The sequence below is a fragment of the Halarchaeum salinum genome (assembly GCF_039520965.1).
In the GTDB taxonomy this organism is placed as follows: Archaea; Halobacteriota; Halobacteria; order Halobacteriales; family Halobacteriaceae; genus Halarchaeum; species Halarchaeum salinum.
On sequence record NZ_BAAABL010000060.1, the window covers coordinates 1 to 16,570 of the forward strand.

Sequence of the window (16,570 nt, forward strand, 5' to 3'; positions counted from 1 at the left end):
TCGCTGAACTCATCCACCTCAGCGTTCACCCTGCTCTTTGGTGTGCTACTCGTTCTATGACACCCTCTACCCCACCCTACTTCCTCGGCGCATACGCGCCTCGGTCCTTGAGGGTAGGGCTTTGATGTGGACTCCCGGCAATCAGTCTCCGGCAACAGGCCGGTGACTCTCGCCGTTCAACGTCCCACCATTTATACGCAGGTCTACTTCTGCGTCTCCGCTCCCCGACGTGGGCGAGGACCGGAGTCTATGTGTTCGCTTTCGAGCGTACCGTAGCCCGATGTTCTTCGCGGCGTTGTAATCCGCGTTCACCTCATAGCCGCACTTCTGGCACTCGAAGTGTTCGCCGTGGCGGTTGTCTTCGTGCGTGAACCCACAGTCCGACCGAGAACAGCGTTGGGACGTATGGTTCGGCGCGACTTGCTCCACGGAGACACCGCGTTCTGGTGCCTTGTAGGAGACGTACTCGAACAGGCGTCGGAACGCCCAAACATGGTGCCACTTCGCGTGCGGAAGCCGCTCGCGTATGTCGGTCAAGTCCTCAAACACGATAACGTCGCAGTCGTGTTCGACGGCTTCCGTGACAATCTCGTTGGCGACGGTGTGAATGTATTGTTTTCGCCACGCATCTTCTCGCTTCCCGAGGCGAAGCAGGGCGTTGTGCGCGGCTTGCGTGCCGCGCTGTTGCATCTCACCGCGTCGCTTCTCAAACTCACGACACCAATGGTCGTAGTCGTCTCCCTGCCAAAACGTGCCGGTTGAGGAGACAGCGAGACTGTTGACGCCGAGGTCGATACCGAGGACCGTTTGGTCGGGGTGCCCGGTATCTACTGGAACCTCGTCGTCGTCCCCAGAACGCGCAGCGTTCTGGTGTGCGGACGAGACGGATGTCTCGTCAACGCCGTCTATCCGCCGAGTCGAGAGTTGGATGTAGTATTCGTCGTCCACCGCGTCGTATCGGACCGTACTCTCGCGGAACTCGTAGTCCTCAGAGAGAACGTACCGCTCGTAGGGCGTCGGGCTATCTGCCGGGAGGATGAACGACGGTTCGACCCGTCCCTCAACAGTTGCCAGCGACACCTTGTTGCGGTAGAACGTCGCGCTCCGCGCGTCGTAGTCCATCGTTTCGGCGGTGAACGTGGGGCAAGAGACGCGCTGTCCCTTCTTCCAGCGTTCGACACACGCTTTGATGGCTTCGACGGCGCGTTTGATGGCGGCTTGGACGAGTTGTGCCTGTAGGTCCGTCTCCTCTCGGAGTTCGGAGTAGAGCGCGTCACGAACCTCTCGCTTGTTGGTCTTGCACTCGGTGTAGGATGTGTCGGACCAACAGTAGTCGGCGGTTCGGTTCGCGCAGTACAGGTATTGCTCGGTGGTTCGGTGGAGTGCATCGCGTTGCTCGTCGGAAACGGCGAGTTTCACGACGGCAGTTCGACGCACCTCCATGACTTCAGAGAGGTGCCGACGGTACTTATAGATTCGGGAGTCAGTGGGCCGCAGTATGCCGGTTGTGTCGTACCATGTCGGTTTCCTCTCCGGCCTACTCGCTCCCTCCGGTCGCTCCTTGAGGCCGGAGGCTCCACCTTGAATTACGCTGACTGACGCTGCCGCGTTTCGTCGACCCCGCGGCTTTTCCTCACCACCCCACGTAGGCGCTCGTAATGCACGTCCTCGTCATCGGAGCGTACGGGAGCGCCGGCGTCGCGGCCGCCGAAGTCCTCGCGGACGCCGACGTCGAAGTGACGCTTGTCGACGACGGCGAACCGGGCGGCGGGCTCTGTATCCTCCGCGGGTGTATGCCCTCGAAGGAGATGTTGAGCGCCGCCCAGCATCGCTTCCAAGCGCGCTCGGACGCGCGGCTCGACGCCGACGTCACGGTGGACCTTGACCGGGTGGTCGCGCGTAAGGACGACCACACCGCGGAGTTCGCGCGCCACCGCCGCGACGCCGTCCACGACCTCGCCGAGCAGGAGAACGTGGCGTTCCACCACGAGACGGCGCGCTTCGTGGACGACGGCGTCGTCGCGGTCGGCGACGAGCGCTATGAGCCGGACTACGCGATCGTCGCGACCGGCTCGACACCGCGAACACCAGATCTCACCGGTATCGACGAGGTGGACCCGATGAACTCGGCGGACGTCCTCGACGCGACGGAGCTGCCCGACTCGGGCGTCGTCCTCGGCTTCGGTGCCGTCGGCCTCGAACTCGTCCCGTATCTCGCTGAAGCCGGCGAAATGGATCTCACGGTGATCGAGCACGACGCGCGGCCGCTCGACCGGGCGGCCCCGGAGGTCGGCGACGGGATCGTCGAGTGCTACCGTGAGGAGTTCGGCGTCGACGTGCTGACGAACGCCGGGGAACAACGCGTCGAGGCGACGGACGATGGGGGTGTCCGGCTGACCGTCAAGCGCGGCGGAAGCGAGGAGACAATCGAGGCCGAGCAGCTGTTCTGCTTCACCGGGCGCGTCCCGACGGTTGAGGGCCTCGGCTTGGAGGCGACGCGGGTCGACCCCGGTGAGGGATGGATTGACCCGGAGACGCTGCGGGCACGCGACGACGAACGGGTGTTCGCCGCGGGTGACGTCGTCGGCGCGCGAAACCTCCTCCACACGGCAAAGGAGGAAGGCGAGGTCGCGGCGCGTAACGTTCTCGCGGACTGGCGTGACGAGGTGCTGGAGACGTACGATCCGATCACACACCACGTCATCTTCACCGCAGCAGGCGTCTACCCGTACGTCACCGTCGGTATGACGCCCGGCGAGGCCGAGGACGCAGGCCACGACGTCGTTTCGGCGGCGCGCGAGGCGAGCGACGATGGCGTCTTCCGAACGAAGGACGCCGCGCGCGGCCGGGCGGAGCTCGTCGTCGACGCCGCAGACGGCACTGTGCTCGGATACCACGGCTGGCACTACGAGGCGGACGTGATGGCGAAGACGATGCAGGTGATCGTCGAGACGGGGATAGACGTCCGAGACGTTCCTGACCGGGCGTTCCACCCGACGACGCCGGAGATCATCGACGGCCTCGTCAGGAAGGTGGCCGGGGAGCTGGCGTAGGGGCGAGCAGACGGCACTGAAGCAGTGGAGCGAGTTCGCACACGTCGTGCCGCCGGTTTCGCGGGGCGTGCGCGGTCGATGGGTTAGAGCACGCGACAGGATCGTTCCGGCTTCGTAGATGAACCCGCGGGCTCAAGCGACCGTACAGCCGCCGGTGTACTCGACGTCCTCGACGCTCTCGATGGGGTCGTCGCCGCAGACGGGGCAGTCGGGATTCTGCGCGATCGGCACTTCCTCGAAGCCGACGGTCGCGGCGTCGTAGTGGAGCATCTTTCCTGTCAGGAGGTCGCCGACGCCGAGGATCGACTTCACGGCCTCGGTAGCCTGCAAACAACCCACCGTGCCGGGGAGCACGCCGAGGACGCCCGCGGTCGCGCAGTCCGGGACGGTACCCTCCTCGGGGGCTTCGGGGAAGACACACCGATAGCACGGCCCGTCGGGCGTGACGGTGATCGCTTGGCCCTCAAACTTGTAGATCGCGCCGTGGCTGAACGGGACGCCCGCGAGCACGCAGGCGTCGTTGACGAGGTAGCGTGTCCCGAAATTATCCGTACAGTCGACGACGAAATCCCGGTCGGTGACGAGGTCGCGGGCGTTCTCGCTGGTGAGCCGGACGTCGTGACCCTCGAAGTCGATGTCGGGGTTCAGGTCCGCGACGAAGCGGCGTGCGGAGTCGACTTTCGACGTGCCGACGTCCGCGTCACGATGGATGATCTGTCGCTGGAGGTTCGAGCGCTCGATGGTGTCGTCGTCGACGACGGCGAGCGTGCCGACGCCCGCCGCGGCGAGGTACTCGATCACGGGCGAGCCGAGGCCGCCCGCGCCGACCACGAGGACGTCGGCGTCGAGCAGGGCAGCCTGGCCCTCCGGGCCGACGTCGTCCATGATGATGTGGCGGGAGTACCGGTCGAGCTGCGTGGGGTCGAGGTCGAGACCGGCCATACGGGTGCATGGACGGCGAGCGCCTAACGGGTGTCGGTGGCGGCACACAGCAGTACCGAGTGTCTCAAAGGTAGTGGATAGCGACGACGGCGAACGGCCCGACAACGACGAGCAGCAGGAAGGCGACGAGTACCGCGTTCCCGAGGTGCGTTGCACGCCACACGAGGACGGGGAGCGTAGCGAAAGCGGCGACGAACCCGAGTGCCGCGTAGGCGACCGTTCGGTTCGGCTCCGGACGCTCGGAGGGGCGGACCGGTAGATCGAGTGCGATGACGGCGTCGGCGAAGTCCGCGAACGGGCCGACGGTCGCACGCGTCTGCTCCGGGTCGTAGTCGGTATCGGGCCAATAGCCGTCGGTCGGTTCGCGCCAGTCGAGCGAAACGAGTGCGGTGTCGGCGACGCGGTCGACGAGGCGGCGTGGGATCGCCCCCTCACAGTCAGCCAGCGGGGTACGCCACTGCGGTTCGTCGAGCAGGCGGTCGTAACCGACGAGCGCGTCGCCATAGCGATGAAACGCCATCGCCCCGAGCTGGAGGTAGCGGCCGATAGCGCCGAGGCAGATCGCGACGACGAGCAGCGAGGCGGGAACGAGCGCGAGCGGCGACTGGAGGAAGACGGCGAGGAACAGCGTGACCAGTATGCAGAGGAACGCGGGGCGGCTGGCGAGCGTCGCGAGCCCGCGACAGGCGCACTCGAGACGGACGGCGCGCGGGTCGGGCGTGCGGACGGCGTCGGGATCACCGTCGGGAACCGGGATCTGCGGGGCGTCGACGGTCGTGTCGCGATCGCCGAGAATCGCAGCGAGGATCCCGTCGCCGGGTTCGCCGTCGCTCCACCGTCGGTACGCCTCGGCGAGGAGTTTCGCGGCGACGACGCCGACTACGACTGCGAGCCCACCCGTCCGGAACGACTCGCTTGCGGCGACCGGAAACGCGAGCAAGAGCACGAAGAACGTCTGCTGGCCGGTGTGTGAGATCGCCATGCGTGCCGACGTGTGTTCGTACTCCCGCTCGCCGACGTAGTCGCGAGCGAACGAAACGCCGTGTGCGACGGTCATCCCGAGCGCAGCGATGACGACCGTGAGCCAGCGCGCGTCCCCGAGCGCGCCCCACAGGTCGAGCGTGTAGGCGAAGAAGAGTCCGATTCCGACCCAGACGATGCCGAGCATCAAGAGCTGGAGGAGCGCCGTCGGGACGTTGCGGACGTAGAGTGTGTGCCCGCGGACCGTCCACCCGCCGCGTTTCGTTCTGAGGCCGGCGAGCGGGAGGGCGCGCGCGCTCACCGTGCGATCGAATGGGACGGCGAGCAGCGCCTTTGGGACGCCCCAGAGCGCGGCGACGCCCATTTCGAGCCAGTAGAGGACGAGGACCGTCAGGAGATCCCAGTCGAGGGCGAGGACACCGACGAGCGGAAAGAGGTTCGCGACGGCGACGGCAACGGGGGAGCCGAGACGCCGTACGGACGGGTGTGTGTCGGTTTCGCGGGCGCTCATGGGCGGCCGGTCAGGGCGAGGGGGTCGAGGAGCGGGATGGAGCGAGCGGGAGGCGGGGCAAGGTAGTCGGGAACCGGGGCGTGGAGGGCGGCCATCACCCCCTCGATTTTGCGGCGATCCAGAAAAAACAGCCGGGTCTCAGCGTATTCGAAGGATCACAGGTAGTCGTCCCAAAGTGGGATGTGCCCGTACCGATCACCGCGATCCGGGAACGGCACGACGACGACGTCGTCAGGGTCGAGATCGCCCCGTTCGGCGAGACGCACTACGGCGGCGAGCGCGCTACCCGAGGACGCGCCGACGAGCAGTTCGCCGTCCACGCGGAGGTGCTCGCGGACGAGTGCGGCGTCGTACTGCCCGACGTCGTGAATCGCGGGGTCGCGATCGGCGTAGCGCTCGCGGAGCTGCCGGGCCTCGTAGTACGCGTCGGCCGTCGTAATCGAGAGTTCGTCGTCAAGTTCGTCCGGCGCGTAGATCTCGGGTTCGTGGTAGCGCGACCCGTGCATATATTTGAGGCCGTCGATGCCGTGGCGCGGCTCCGCGGGCTCGAAGCCGACGATCGTGACGTCGCCGCGGTCGCGGAGCGCGCGCCCGACGCCCGTCACTGTCCCGCCCGACCCCGCGCCTGCGACGAAATGCGTGACGCGCCCGTCCGTCTGCGCGCGAATCTCCGGTCCGGTCGTCCGCTCGTGGACGCCGGGGTTCGCCGGGTTCGCGTACTGATTCGGCATGTACGCGTTCACTTCGTCGACACGCGTGTCCGCGAGCTCGAGCATCGCCTCGTAGTCCGGCGCGTACGTTACCGCCCCGCCAGCCGTGCGGATTGCCTCGGCTTTCTCCATGGGCGCTTCGTCCGGCATCACGATCTCGACATCGTACCCGCGCGCGACGCCGAGACGCGCCAGCGCCGTCCCCGTGTTCCCCGATGAGGGTTCGACGACGAGCGTGTCGTCCTCGAGGTCGCCGTCGGTAACCGCGGCGTCCAGCATCGAGCGCGCGATCCGGCTCTTCACCGACCCGCCGCCGTACGGCTGTGCGTGGAGGTTGTACCACTCCGGCTTCGCGTACACCGCACAGGGGACCTCGGGATGATCGATCTCGAACAACGGCGTCTCCCCGATATGCGACTCGTCGATCGGCGGGACGTCGGCCATAGGAAGGGTGTTCGCCGGGCGAGTAGTAAAGGAACGGGCCGAGAAGTCGTCGATCCACGACTGAAGTCGCCTTCCCCCTTGCATCTCTGTGAGTCCGAGCTCGTGTGCATATTCGGGGATGCCGTTTCGACGTCGCGTCACCCCCAGGACTCACGCCCAAAGCCCACAGCACGGCACTGGCGAGGACTTATCCTCCTGTCCCACGTTGTCCCATACATGAGTACGAACGTCGGAGACGGCGGTGAGGAGCAGCCGACGACGCCCTCGGAGATCTCGCTCTCGCTCGACGAGGAGACGGGCCTGTGGGTGGCGCGCGACGAGGACACCGGCGTCGCCTCCCAGGGCGAGACGCGCGAGGCCGCGCTTTCGAACCTCGACGAGGCGGTGGCCGGCGTTCAGGGCGAGGGCCGCGCGCCGACCGACGAGGAGCTGCGCGAACTCGGCGTCGATCCCGAGGACAACGAGTCCGGCGAACTCCCCGACTTCCTCCAGTAGCGCCGGATGGTCACGCGCGACTTCTCCGGCGACGACGTCGTGAAGGTACTGGTCAACGTCGGCGGCTTCGAGTGGGTTCGCACGAACGGCGACCACCTGATTCTGAAGTGGACGCCACCAGAGGCTCACAACACGGAGCCTCGAACGGTGAGCGTCCCGCGCCACGACCGGGTCGCTACGGGGACGCTTCGAAACATCGCCGAGCAGGCCGGCGCGGAGGACTTCGACGCTTTCTGCCGCTGGATCGACCGGAACCGGTGAACTACCCCGCCCTATTCAGCGACTGGCATCGCTTCCTCGAGGGCGGGGACTTAGGCCCCCCCTTTCTATCTAAATCCGGCCAGAGAACGGCGAATATCGGGATGGGCCCTGGCGGATTTGAACCACCGATCACCCGGTGTCCCACAGCCGACATAGTGTCAATAGGCTGATATGAGCCGGGGGCTGTAAACCAGACTGAGCTAAGGGCCCTCACATCGGCGTACCGGGGCCGTCGTCTTTAGGGTGTCGGGTTCGCAGGAAGCGGGGGCGCGTTACGGTTCTAAGCTCACGACAGACGCTCCGCGTCTCGTGAAGTGATTCGCGAAGAGAAATTACGCCGCCACCAGGGCTCGAACCTGGGACAACCTGGGTAACAACCAGGTGCTCTACCAACTGAGCTATGGCGGCTTGCTCGCACTCCACCGTAGCGGTGTCGCTCAAATATGGCTTTCGTTTTCCCCCGGGGGACGACCACCGACGGTTTTTGGAGCGCGGCGGGCGTAGCGCCGCTATGACCGAGACGAACGCCGTGCTGCGGGCGGTCCGGAAGCGCGTGGACCCGACGCCGACGGAGCGCGAGCGACTGCGGACGGTCGCCCAGCGACTCGTCGAGCGCGCGGAGGCGACGATCGACGAGCGCGACCTCGACGCCGACGTCGTTCGCGTCGGAAGTACGGCACGCGGAACGTGGGTACGCGGCGATCGGGATATCGACGTCTTCGTGCGCTTCCCGCCGTCGCTGGAGCGCGACGAGTTGGAGACACACGGCCTCGCGATCGGGAACGCGGTCCTCCCGGACGGCCACGAGGAGTACGCCGAGCACCCGTACGTGAAGGGCGGGTTCGAAGGATACGACGTCGACCTCGTGCCGTGCTATGCGGTCGAGTCGGCCCGTGACATCCGCTCGGCGGTCGATCGGACGCCGTTCCACACCGAATACCTGGAGGCGCGCCTCGACGACGACCTCGCGGCGGACGTTCGGCTCTGCAAGCAGTTCCTCAAGGGGATCGGCGCGTACGGCTCCGACCTGAAGACGGAGGGGTTCTCGGGCTACCTCACGGAGCTCCTCGTCTGCGAGTACGGCGGGTTCGAGGCACTGCTCGACGCCGCGGCCGACTGGCACCCACCGATACAACTCGATCCGGAGGGCCACGCGGCGGCGACGTTCGACGACCCGCTTGTCGTCGTCGACCCGACGGATCCGGAGCGGAACGTCGCGGCCGTCGTCTCCGCGGCGAACGTCGCGCGCCTCCAGCACTACGCGCGGCGGTTCCGCGACGATCCGCGTGAGAGCTACTTCTTCGCGTCGCCGCGCGACCCCATGGACGCCGAGGCCGTGCGGGCGGCGTTCGCCGAGCGCGGAACCCGTGCGCTCGCGGTCCGCTTCGACGATGATGCCCTCCTGGGGCTCGTCGAGGACCAGCGCTACCCCCAGTTGCGCCGGTCGCTCGACGGCCTCGTTCGCGGGCTCGAAGAGCACGGCTTCGAGGTGGTGCGCGCGGCGACGTGGGCGGACGAGACGGCCGTCCTCCTCTGTGAGCTCTCGGTCGCGGCGCTACCGGCGATCGAGCGCCACCGCGGGCCGCCGGTGCACGTCGGCGAGCACGCGACGGAGTTCTACGCCAAGTACGCGGACGACGAGACGGTGTACGGTCCCTACATCGACGGCGATCGATACGTCGTCGAGCGCGAGCGCGACGTGCGGAACGCGGCGGCGTTCGCCGAGACGAAACTCGATACCGTCGCGCTCGGCCACGCGGTCGAGCGACTCGTCACGGCTGACGACTACACCGTCCTCGCGGACGCGGACGTCGCGGCGCTCGCCGCGGAGTTCGGGACCGAGTTGGCGGCCTACTTCGATCCGAAGCCGTGAGCCTCGCGGACGTCGGCGAGGACGTCTGCGGCCTCATCCGACGGGTCGCTGCTGGGGCCCTCGGGAACGAAGCCGTCGAAGACCTCGTGGACCATCCCGACGCCCTCGGAGAGCGTATCGAGGCTGTATCCCCCCTCCAGAACGAAGCCGAGCGCGGCGTCGCAGCGCTCGGCGAGGTCGCGCACCTGGGTCGTGAGCATCCCGTACCCGTCGGTAGAGACGTGCAGCCGCGAGATGGGATCGTGGCGGTGGGCGTCGAAGCCCGCGCTCACGAGGAAGAGATCGGGGTCGAAGGATTCGATGGCGGGCGCGAACGCCTCGTCGAAGAGGAGCCGGTAGTCGGCGTCGTCGGCACCGGCGGGGAGCGGGGCGTTCATCGTCGCGCCCTCGCCATCGCCTGTCCCGATCTCGTCGATGTCGCCCGTTCCGGGGTAGAGGCCGTCCTCGTGGATCGAGCCGTAGAAGACGTCGTCCCGGTCGTAGAAGATGTCCTGCGTGCCGTTGCCGTGGTGGACGTCCCAGTCAAAGACGGCGACACGCTCGACGTCGTGTGCGTCGATGGCGTGTTGGCTCGCGACGGCCGCGTTGTTCAGGAAGCAAAAGCCCATGGCGTCGTCGGCAACCGCGTGATGGCCAGGCGGCCGGCCGAGTGAGAACGGGGTTGCGCGTCCGGTGCCACCATCGAGGGCGGCGTCGGCCGTCCACATCGCGAGGCCCGCCGAGGCGAGCGCGGCGCGCCACGTCGCCTCGACGGCGATCGTGTCCGGGTCCCAGCTACCGCCGCCGTCCTCGCAGAACTCGCGGATCTCCGCGACGTAGTCGGCATCGTGGACGGCACGCGCGTCGTCCTCGTCCGCGGGTTCGGCGGTAACGTACTCGATGCCGTGACGCTTCTGGAGCGCGCGCTTGATCGCACGGATTCGGTCGGGGTTCTCCGGGTGCCGATCGCCGGGGTCGTGTTCCGCACAGACGTCACTGACGCCGAAGTTCATTCGACGAGCTCGAAGTACGTCTCGACGTCCTCGGCTTGCACGGTGCGACGACCGGCGTGACGGGCGAGTGTCGCCGCGCCCTCGGCGGCGTCGTCCGCGAACGCCTCGAGATGTGCGGCGAGCGCGACGCGGGCGTCGGCCGACACCCGATACTCGTCGGGGATGTCGAGACGGGCGATACGATCGACGGGCGCGACCGGGAGCGTGAGATCGCCCCGAGTGGGTGTGTCGGTCGCGTCGAACCCGAAGTCATCGACCATCAGGGTCTTGCGGCCCGCATCAGTCGCGTGTTCTGCGGCCTCCCGGGCGAGGTCCGCACCGCGGCGCTGGATGCGGCGAGCGAGTTCCTCCGCGGCGTCCGCGCTCACGCGGAGGTCGCCGGCTTCACGCCGGATAACCGTGTCCACCGGCGCGAACGGGAGCTCGACACTCATACCGTGAAACGTGCGTGTACGACCCTTAACGTTTTCCGTCCCGGGTCGTGCGACGCCGACCGCCACCACACACTTGGGGATGGCGGTCCTCCGTCCCTGGTACGCCATGACAGACAACCCAGGACAGGCCCCAGCCGAAGACGTCGCGGACCAGGAGGTCGAAGCGAACGAGCGCGAAGCCGAGGATGCCGTCGAGGACCGACGTGCGGCCGAAGAGGAGTACCGCGAAGAACAGATCAAAGAGGAGCGAGAGCACGAAGACGAGGCGCGTCACGAGGACGCAAAAGAGGTGGCGAACCCGGACAACTACCGGGACGACGAGAACTGGGACTAGCGGACTTCCTCAGCGTCGAGTCGGTCGTCACGTAGCGTCCCGCGGACCGTCACTGTCTGCCCGAGCGTGACGTCCGCGTCCGTCTCGACGCTCATCGTCTCCGTCCCGTCGTCGAGGATGACCGGGTCGCGCGCCTGTACGACCGTGCCGGTGAACTCGACGTCTTCACCGTCGGCGTCACCGTCAGTATCGGCACTGTCAGCGGCGTCACCGCCAGCATCGTTCGACGCCGCTTCCGGGGCGGTCCCGTCGGCGTACGCGTCGAGTCCAGTTTCTGCGTTCTCCGACGGTTCGTCGTCACCGCTGACGGTTGTCGTCGCGCCATCCGCGAGTTCGACGACGCTCGCGCGCCACCCTGCGGAGGCCTCGATGTCGTCCTGCCACCCGTCCTGGATCTCGACGTCGGTGAACATCACCTCGTCACCGGGTCCGATATCACGATCCGCCTTCTCGCCCCAGAGGGCGACCCGGATGTCACCGGTGTCGTCCTGCAGGCGGACGTTCCTGACCTGGCCCTCGCTCCCGTCGTCGCGATCGAACGTCCGTTTCTCGTCCATCGAGCGGATCACGCCCGCGATATCCGCGACGTCGTCCATCTCCAACTCCTCGATGGGCGTGGACTCGGGGACGAACTCGACGTCCGCGTCGACGGCCTCGATCGCCCCCCGGTTCCCGACGTGGAGCTCGGTCGAGCCGTCGCGCTCACGGACGTAGCCATCGACGACCTCCACGACAGCGCCGGGTGAGAACTCCTCGACGGCCTCGGTTCGCTCGTCCCAGAGCGTCACCGTCACGCGGCCCGTTTCGTCGCCGAGCGAGAGGTTCGCGACGCGTCCCTCGCTCCCGTCGTCGCGATCGAACGTCCGGACGGCGTCGGTGTCGAGCACCTCGCCGACGAGCGTGACGTCCGAGATCCCGACCGAGAGGTCCTCGATCCGGTAGGTGTCGCTGATCTGGACGTCGATCTCCGTGTCGGGGTCTGGCTCGACGCGGTCGGCGCTCACCTCGACGCCGTTGTAGCCGTCCGTCGGCCGGCCGGCCACGCGGATGACGTCGCCGACCTGCAGTTCCCCGGCGGCGTTCGCGGCCTGTTCGTCCCACAGCGAGACGCGGATCGACCCGCTCTCGTCCGCGACCTCGACGTTCAGCACGCGGCCGTCCTCCGCCTCCTCGTCGTCGCGCTCGAACGTACGGAGCTCACCGACGGAGACGACCTTGCCGACGAACTTCGCCTCGTCCATCTCGGGGGTGACGTCCGCGATGCCGTTCACCTCCCCGTCCTGCAGTTCGTGCGCGAGGAGCATGGCGGCCGTCTCGTCGTCCGCCAGCCCACCCATCTGCTCGACCTTCTCCGCGACGGCCTCACGGAACTCGTCGAGGGAAACCTCGTCGGTCTCCAGGTCGGCGTACGTATCCTCTATCGCACCCATGATAATCGTAGTTTGGACCAAGGTAGGCCCGCGCATAAGCGTTGTCCTTGCCCGTTTCCGGCCCGCTGTCGGTCGCTCATCGGTAGTACGTCACTCCCTCTTCAGCCTTGAACTCACGCCACGCGGCGACGCGTGACGCGCGGGACCACGCCCCAGGAGAGTGGTCGAATCGTAACCGCTTTACGTACCCTGCGGCTACGGATGAGTGAGTCCGGGTAGGGTAGTGGACTATCCTCTTGGCTTGCGGAGCCAGGGACCGGAGTTCAAATCTCCGTCCGGACGTTCCTTCGTTTCACTACGCGACGAGGCTTCGCCTCGTCGCTCCGTTTCACTCAGTCACGTCCGGACTCCGCGAGACACGTAGCGTCTCGCTTGCCCGCACTCGCTACGCTCGCGCGGACTCCGTCCGGACGGCTACATTTGCGAAGCCCCACACGACGAGCGTCGGGCTTACCCGCACTCACTTGGTGGCTCGCGCAGACTCCGTCTCATCTTTCTACAAGCAGGAAACCCCGCCCCTTGGGGCGGGGAGGAATTTGTGAAGGCCTACGCGACGTGCGTCTTGCGTGCCCACATCCGCCTAGAGGCTTGCGCGGACGCCGTCCGAATGCTTCGTGCTCTCCAGCGTCGATCCGGCTTCGGTCGGCCCTATTCGATACGCGGTTGGAACCGGGCTCATCGCCGGTTGGCGCGACGCCACGCCTTTCTCCGTTCGGCGTGAAACGACAGTATGAACGAGAGAGTGCGTGCCGGTGTCGCAGCCTTCAACACCGGCGAGTACGCGGCCGCACGCGACGTCTGGCGCGAGGGGGGGAGTGCTCTCGCCGCCGACCTCGCCGACGCCGCGGCCGTGATCACGCGTGGTCGCACCGGGTCGTTCGACGGCCTCGCGAGCGAGGCACGAGCGGCGGTCGAGACACTATCGGAGTTCGACGGGAAACGGGAGGTGGGGGTCGCGGCCCTACGCGACTACCTCGACACCGTCGCGAACGACCCCGAAGCGCTGGAGCGACGGCGACCGCCCGCGATCACGCTCGATGGCGAGCGGATAGCGCTCAACGACCTCGACATCGAGGAGGTGCTGGCGCTCGCGCCAGCAATCGCGGACACGTTCGGTGGCGAGCGCGAACGCGCCGAGGCGGCCGTCGAATATGCCCGTGAGGACCTCGACGAGGCGGGAACGAGCGCGTTCGTGACGCTCTGTTACGACGTCGTGACCGATCCCGAAGCGCGCCCGATCGCGTACCAGCGGCTCGTCGAGCGCGTCGAGCGCCGCGAGGCACGCGAGAAAGACGTCGAAGGGCTGTTCGGGTAGACGCTATGCGAACGCGAGGTACACCGTCACGGCGAGGCAGGCGGCACCGAGCGCGCGGACGACCCACGTCGCGCGGGACGATGCGGCCCCGTCATCGCCGTATCGGCCGGTCCGATCGGGAGTCGTCGCGCCGAACGCACTCAGGCGGAGGACGACGTCCGGCCGGGCGAGACAGAAGACGCCGAGGGCGGCACCGAGGCCGATCGCGAGCGTCGTGCGCGCGTCCATCTACTCGCGGAGACGCGCGATTCGCTTCTCAACCGGCGGGTGGGTGGCGACGAGCTTCGTGAGCAGGGAGCGCTCGTCATCGTCGAAGATACAGAGCGCGCCGACCTGCTCGTTCACACCGCTCGACTGGCCGCCGCGTGAACGCTGGCCGCGCCCGCGACCGCGGCGCTGGCGGGACGACGTGCTGCTCGCACTCGGGTTCTCGTTGCCGCGCTGGATCTTCTCCAGCGCGCGGGCGAGCGGTTCCCCGCTACCGATGTACTGCTTGGCGTCGGCGTCGGCGACGTACTCGCGGTAGCGGCTGATCGCGAGGACGAACAGCATGACGACGAACTGGACGGCGGTCCCGACGATCATCGAGAGGAAGAAGTCCGCGAGGTCGTTGTCTCCGGAGAGGAGGACGAGCCACTGGGCGGCGATGCCGACGATGGAGGCGATCCCCTGCCCGATGACCATCGTGACGACGTCGCGATTCTTCACATGCGCGAGCTCGTGCGCGAGGACGCCTTCGAGCTCGTCGTCGTTCAGGGTGCGCGCGAGTTCGTTCGAGACGACGACCGTCGCTGCGCCCTTGCGGCCGACGGCGAAGGCGTTCGGCACGCCCATGTCCGCGACCATCAGACGCGGCTTGTCGATGCCCATGTCGTCGGCGAGCGCCTCGACGCGACGGTGGACGTCGGCCCACCGTCCGCTCTCTGGCATCTCCTCCGCACCGACCGAGCGCAAGGCCGACCATTTCCCGATCTTGTACTGGACGCCGACGAGCGCGACGCTCCCGAGGAGGACGAGCACGAGCGGGACGCCCATGGCGTACGCGACGGCGGCGACGACGGCGTAGAACGCGAAGAGGATCGCGCCCACGACCGCCATCCGGAGCTTGAGTCCGGGGTGTCTCATGGGCGTCGATACGGGTTTATACTGGATAAGTTGGGTGGTCGCGCATCGGGATCGAGTGCCGCCGCGACACCCTCACTCGTCCTCTTTCGGTTCGCCCTCAATCGTGAACTCCGCGGAGTTGTCCTGCGGCTCGTAGCCGAGCACGTCCTTCGCGCGCTCCAGCGAGTAGTATTTGCGGTCGTTGTCGCTGATGCCGTAGACGATCTCGTAGCCGTACTCCGCCTCGATACAGCGCTCAAAGAGGTGCGCACAGTCCCGGTAGGAGAGCCACATCGCCTGCCCGCGCTCGTAGTCGATCGGCGGGTGGCCCTTCGTGAGGTTGCCGATGCGGACGCAGGCGACCGAGAGGCCGTGCTCGTCGTGGTAATATCGCCCCAAGGTCTCGCCGGCGGCCTTCGAGACCCCGTAGAGGTTGCTGGGCCTGGGAAGTTCGGTGCCGTCGAGTCGATAGTCATCGTGTTTGCGGTAGAGGTCGGGTTTGCGTTCGGTCTCGTAGTGGCCGACGGCGTGGTTGGAGGAGGCGAAGACGACGCGATCGACGCCGGTCTCGACGGCGGCCTCGTAGACTGTCCGCGTGCCGTCGATGTTGTTCGTCAGCACGGAGTCCCACGGCGCTTCGGGGCGGGGATCGCCGGCGAGGTGGAGGACGACGTCGACGTCCGCCATAGCGTCGCGGACGGCCTCGTCGTCGGTGACGTCGGCGACGATGAACTCGTAGTCGGTCTCCTCGGCGGGCGGGTCGCGATCGAACAGCCGCCACTCGTACGCGTCGCCGATACCCTCCAATACCGCCTGTCCGACGCGTCCCTCCGCGCCCGTGAGGAGAACCCGTTCGTCCATTCGAGTCGAGATGGAGCGGCGAGGATAAAGTAAGACGCGGTTCGCCTAGGCGTCTGCGACGGTGGCGCGCGCGGTACCGTCGCCGCCGTCGGCGGGCCCGGTGTCGCTCTCGCCGTCCGCGTCAGCCGACTCGCCGCGGAGCTGGTGGTAGCACGCAGCGAGAAGCGCTTGAATGAAGACTGCCCAGACGGCCCCGATGAGGGCGGTGAGCACCCAGCCGACGACGGTCGTCGTGGGGAGGACGACGCCGATGATCCCGGCGATGACGAGATAGACGACGCCCGGAACGAGGAAGGTGGCGAGGAGCCGCCAGCGGTGGCCCGACGCGAGGTCCCACGAGGACTGCATCGCGGCGAAGGCGGTCTCGTCCTCGGTGGCGACGTAGACGAGCGTGAACGCGAGGCCGAGCGAGAGGTAGATACCGGGGATCACGAGCAGGATGAGCCCAATAGTCACGAGAATCCCGACGACGATGGAGGCGACGACCCACCAGCCGAAGGCGGGGGCGACGTTGCGAGTGAAGAACTCACTCGGGATGTGGTCGGTGACGTCGCTCACCATCGACCGGATCGCGACGATGCCGAGGTAGGCGGTGAGGACGTAGGCAACGAGACTGAGGACGCCGCTGACGAGCGCGCCGACGGGAAGGACGACCGGCGCGATCTCGGAGGGTGGGACTGTCGACTGGAGGGCGCGTTCATGTTCGTTGAGAACAGCGTGACGAGCAACTGGAGGACGAAGAACGCGCCCGCGAGCGTCAGCCCGGCACGGGTGAACGTACGGCCGACGCCCGTTTCGAGCGCGTCACCGATGTTCAGGGACATAGCGTC

17 protein-coding genes and 3 tRNA genes are annotated in these 16,570 nt (G+C 67.2%); 7 read left to right on the top strand and 13 right to left on the bottom strand.

Features of this window, described 5'->3' with window-relative positions; genetic code table 11:
* Window positions 1-141: 141 nt before the first annotated feature.
* The gene (locus tag ABDZ36_RS10550) at window positions 142-1,443 is read right to left on the bottom strand and encodes an RNA-guided endonuclease InsQ/TnpB family protein (protein ID WP_211313133.1); all 1,302 of its coding nucleotides are present in this window, start codon (window positions 1,441-1,443) and stop codon (window positions 142-144) included.
* A gap of 215 nt (window positions 1,444-1,658) precedes the next feature.
* Here ABDZ36_RS10550 and ABDZ36_RS10555 point away from each other — a divergent pair, with 215 nt between their 5' ends.
* Entirely contained in the window at window positions 1,659-3,053 is a 1,395-nt protein-coding gene (locus tag ABDZ36_RS10555; RefSeq protein WP_211313134.1) for a dihydrolipoyl dehydrogenase family protein, read from the top strand.
* A gap of 132 nt (window positions 3,054-3,185) precedes the next feature.
* Here ABDZ36_RS10555 and ubaA read toward each other — a convergent pair whose 3' ends face one another.
* From ubaA to ABDZ36_RS10570, 3 genes are all read right to left on the bottom strand, one after another.
* Window positions 3,186-3,995: an SAMP-activating enzyme E1 gene (gene ubaA, locus ABDZ36_RS10560; protein WP_211313135.1), complete on the bottom strand. Its 810-nt coding sequence runs from the start codon at window positions 3,993-3,995 to the stop codon at window positions 3,186-3,188.
* A 64-nt stretch (window positions 3,996-4,059) separates the two neighbouring features.
* Window positions 4,060-5,487, bottom strand: coding sequence for a DUF6498-containing protein (locus tag ABDZ36_RS10565; RefSeq protein WP_211313136.1), 1,428 nt, complete (start codon window positions 5,485-5,487; stop codon window positions 4,060-4,062).
* A gap of 155 nt (window positions 5,488-5,642) precedes the next feature.
* Entirely contained in the window at window positions 5,643-6,641 is a 999-nt protein-coding gene (locus ABDZ36_RS10570; RefSeq protein ID WP_211313137.1) for a PLP-dependent cysteine synthase family protein, read from the bottom strand.
* Window positions 6,642-6,857: 216 nt separating this feature from the next.
* Between ABDZ36_RS10570 and ABDZ36_RS10575 the strand changes: the two genes are divergently transcribed.
* Both ABDZ36_RS10575 and ABDZ36_RS10580 read left to right on the top strand, forming a co-directional pair.
* On the top strand, window positions 6,858-7,136 hold the full coding sequence (locus tag ABDZ36_RS10575) for a type II toxin-antitoxin system HicB family antitoxin (protein ID WP_211313138.1): 279 nt from the start codon (window positions 6,858-6,860) through the stop codon (window positions 7,134-7,136).
* A gap of 6 nt (window positions 7,137-7,142) precedes the next feature.
* Window positions 7,143-7,397: a type II toxin-antitoxin system HicA family toxin gene (locus tag ABDZ36_RS10580; RefSeq protein ID WP_211313139.1), complete on the top strand. Its 255-nt coding sequence runs from the start codon at window positions 7,143-7,145 to the stop codon at window positions 7,395-7,397.
* 102 nt (window positions 7,398-7,499) lie between these two features.
* Here ABDZ36_RS10580 and ABDZ36_RS10585 read toward each other — a convergent pair.
* Window positions 7,500-7,607, bottom strand: a tRNA-Ile gene (locus ABDZ36_RS10585).
* A gap of 125 nt (window positions 7,608-7,732) precedes the next feature.
* Window positions 7,733-7,805: transfer RNA gene (locus tag ABDZ36_RS10590), tRNA-Asn, on the bottom strand.
* 103 nt (window positions 7,806-7,908) lie between these two features.
* Between ABDZ36_RS10590 and cca the strand changes: the two genes are divergently transcribed.
* Window positions 7,909-9,270 carry a CCA tRNA nucleotidyltransferase gene (cca, locus tag ABDZ36_RS10595; protein WP_211313140.1) on the top strand — a complete coding sequence of 454 codons (1,362 nt, stop codon included), beginning with the start codon at window positions 7,909-7,911 and terminating at the stop codon, window positions 9,268-9,270.
* Here cca and ABDZ36_RS10600 read toward each other — a convergent pair.
* On the bottom strand, window positions 9,249-10,262 hold the full coding sequence (locus tag ABDZ36_RS10600; protein ID WP_211313141.1) for a histone deacetylase: 1,014 nt from the start codon (window positions 10,260-10,262) through the stop codon (window positions 9,249-9,251). The genes cca and ABDZ36_RS10600 overlap by 22 nt on opposite strands.
* The gene (locus tag ABDZ36_RS10605; RefSeq protein ID WP_211313142.1) at window positions 10,259-10,696 is read right to left on the bottom strand and encodes a histone; all 438 of its coding nucleotides are present in this window, start codon (window positions 10,694-10,696) and stop codon (window positions 10,259-10,261) included. The genes ABDZ36_RS10600 and ABDZ36_RS10605 overlap by 4 nt, the downstream gene beginning before the upstream one ends.
* Window positions 10,697-10,802: 106 nt before the next feature.
* On the opposite strand from ABDZ36_RS10605, the gene ABDZ36_RS10610 reads away from it, so the two are divergent.
* Window positions 10,803-11,030, top strand: a complete 228-nt coding sequence (locus tag ABDZ36_RS10610; RefSeq protein ID WP_211313143.1) for a hypothetical protein — start codon at window positions 10,803-10,805, stop codon at window positions 11,028-11,030.
* Here ABDZ36_RS10610 and ABDZ36_RS10615 read toward each other — a convergent pair.
* Entirely contained in the window at window positions 11,027-12,460 is a 1,434-nt protein-coding gene (locus ABDZ36_RS10615) for a single-stranded DNA binding protein (protein WP_211313144.1), read from the bottom strand. The genes ABDZ36_RS10610 and ABDZ36_RS10615 overlap by 4 nt on opposite strands.
* Before the next feature lie 209 nt (window positions 12,461-12,669).
* Here ABDZ36_RS10615 and ABDZ36_RS10620 point away from each other — a divergent pair.
* Window positions 12,670-12,742, top strand: a tRNA-Arg gene (locus tag ABDZ36_RS10620).
* 448 nt (window positions 12,743-13,190) lie between these two features.
* Complete coding sequence (locus ABDZ36_RS10625; protein WP_211313145.1) at window positions 13,191-13,775, top strand: hypothetical protein; 585 nt, start codon at window positions 13,191-13,193, stop codon at window positions 13,773-13,775.
* 3 nt (window positions 13,776-13,778) lie between these two features.
* On the opposite strand, the gene ABDZ36_RS10630 is transcribed toward ABDZ36_RS10625, so the two are convergent.
* From ABDZ36_RS10630 to ABDZ36_RS10645, 4 genes are all read right to left on the bottom strand, one after another.
* Window positions 13,779-14,003: a DUF6199 family natural product biosynthesis protein gene (locus tag ABDZ36_RS10630; protein ID WP_211313146.1), complete on the bottom strand. Its 225-nt coding sequence runs from the start codon at window positions 14,001-14,003 to the stop codon at window positions 13,779-13,781.
* Window positions 14,004-14,873, bottom strand: a complete 870-nt coding sequence (locus ABDZ36_RS10635; protein WP_343749309.1) for a M48 family metallopeptidase — start codon at window positions 14,871-14,873, stop codon at window positions 14,004-14,006.
* 99 nt (window positions 14,874-14,972) lie between these two features.
* Complete coding sequence (gene azf, locus ABDZ36_RS10640; protein ID WP_211313148.1) at window positions 14,973-15,740, bottom strand: NAD-dependent glucose-6-phosphate dehydrogenase Azf; 768 nt, start codon at window positions 15,738-15,740, stop codon at window positions 14,973-14,975.
* Between the two features lie 45 nt (window positions 15,741-15,785).
* Window positions 15,786-16,403: a DUF7847 domain-containing protein gene (locus ABDZ36_RS10645; protein ID WP_486187706.1), complete on the bottom strand. Its 618-nt coding sequence runs from the start codon at window positions 16,401-16,403 to the stop codon at window positions 15,786-15,788.
* Window positions 16,404-16,570 lie beyond the last annotated feature (167 nt).

What these genes read in the sequence shown, in the direction of transcription:
- ubaA (WP_211313135.1), bottom strand. Translation starts at nt 3,995, where the DNA reads ATGGCCGGTCTCGACCTCGACCCCACGCAGCTCGACCGGTACTCCCGC.
- ABDZ36_RS10615 (WP_211313144.1), bottom strand. Translation starts at nt 12,460, where the DNA reads ATGGGTGCGATAGAGGATACGTACGCCGACCTGGAGACCGACGAGGTT.
- ABDZ36_RS10565 (WP_211313136.1), bottom strand. Translation starts at nt 5,487, where the DNA reads ATGAGCGCCCGCGAAACCGACACACACCCGTCCGTACGGCGTCTCGGC.
- azf (WP_211313148.1), bottom strand. Translation starts at nt 15,740, where the DNA reads ATGGACGAACGGGTTCTCCTCACGGGCGCGGAGGGACGCGTCGGACAG.
- cca (WP_211313140.1), top strand. Translation starts at nt 7,909, where the DNA reads ATGACCGAGACGAACGCCGTGCTGCGGGCGGTCCGGAAGCGCGTGGAC.
- ABDZ36_RS10555 (WP_211313134.1), top strand. Translation starts at nt 1,659, where the DNA reads ATGCACGTCCTCGTCATCGGAGCGTACGGGAGCGCCGGCGTCGCGGCC.
- ABDZ36_RS10605 (WP_211313142.1), bottom strand. Translation starts at nt 10,696, where the DNA reads ATGAGTGTCGAGCTCCCGTTCGCGCCGGTGGACACGGTTATCCGGCGT.
- ABDZ36_RS10630 (WP_211313146.1), bottom strand. Translation starts at nt 14,003, where the DNA reads ATGGACGCGCGCACGACGCTCGCGATCGGCCTCGGTGCCGCCCTCGGC.
- ABDZ36_RS10575 (WP_211313138.1), top strand. Translation starts at nt 6,858, where the DNA reads ATGAGTACGAACGTCGGAGACGGCGGTGAGGAGCAGCCGACGACGCCC.
- ABDZ36_RS10550 (WP_211313133.1), bottom strand. Translation starts at nt 1,443, where the DNA reads ATGGAGGTGCGTCGAACTGCCGTCGTGAAACTCGCCGTTTCCGACGAG.
- ABDZ36_RS10610 (WP_211313143.1), top strand. Translation starts at nt 10,803, where the DNA reads ATGACAGACAACCCAGGACAGGCCCCAGCCGAAGACGTCGCGGACCAG.
- ABDZ36_RS10625 (WP_211313145.1), top strand. Translation starts at nt 13,191, where the DNA reads ATGAACGAGAGAGTGCGTGCCGGTGTCGCAGCCTTCAACACCGGCGAG.
- ABDZ36_RS10580 (WP_211313139.1), top strand. Translation starts at nt 7,143, where the DNA reads ATGGTCACGCGCGACTTCTCCGGCGACGACGTCGTGAAGGTACTGGTC.
- ABDZ36_RS10635 (WP_343749309.1), bottom strand. Translation starts at nt 14,873, where the DNA reads ATGGCGGTCGTGGGCGCGATCCTCTTCGCGTTCTACGCCGTCGTCGCC.
- ABDZ36_RS10570 (WP_211313137.1), bottom strand. Translation starts at nt 6,641, where the DNA reads ATGGCCGACGTCCCGCCGATCGACGAGTCGCATATCGGGGAGACGCCG.
- ABDZ36_RS10600 (WP_211313141.1), bottom strand. Translation starts at nt 10,262, where the DNA reads ATGAACTTCGGCGTCAGTGACGTCTGTGCGGAACACGACCCCGGCGAT.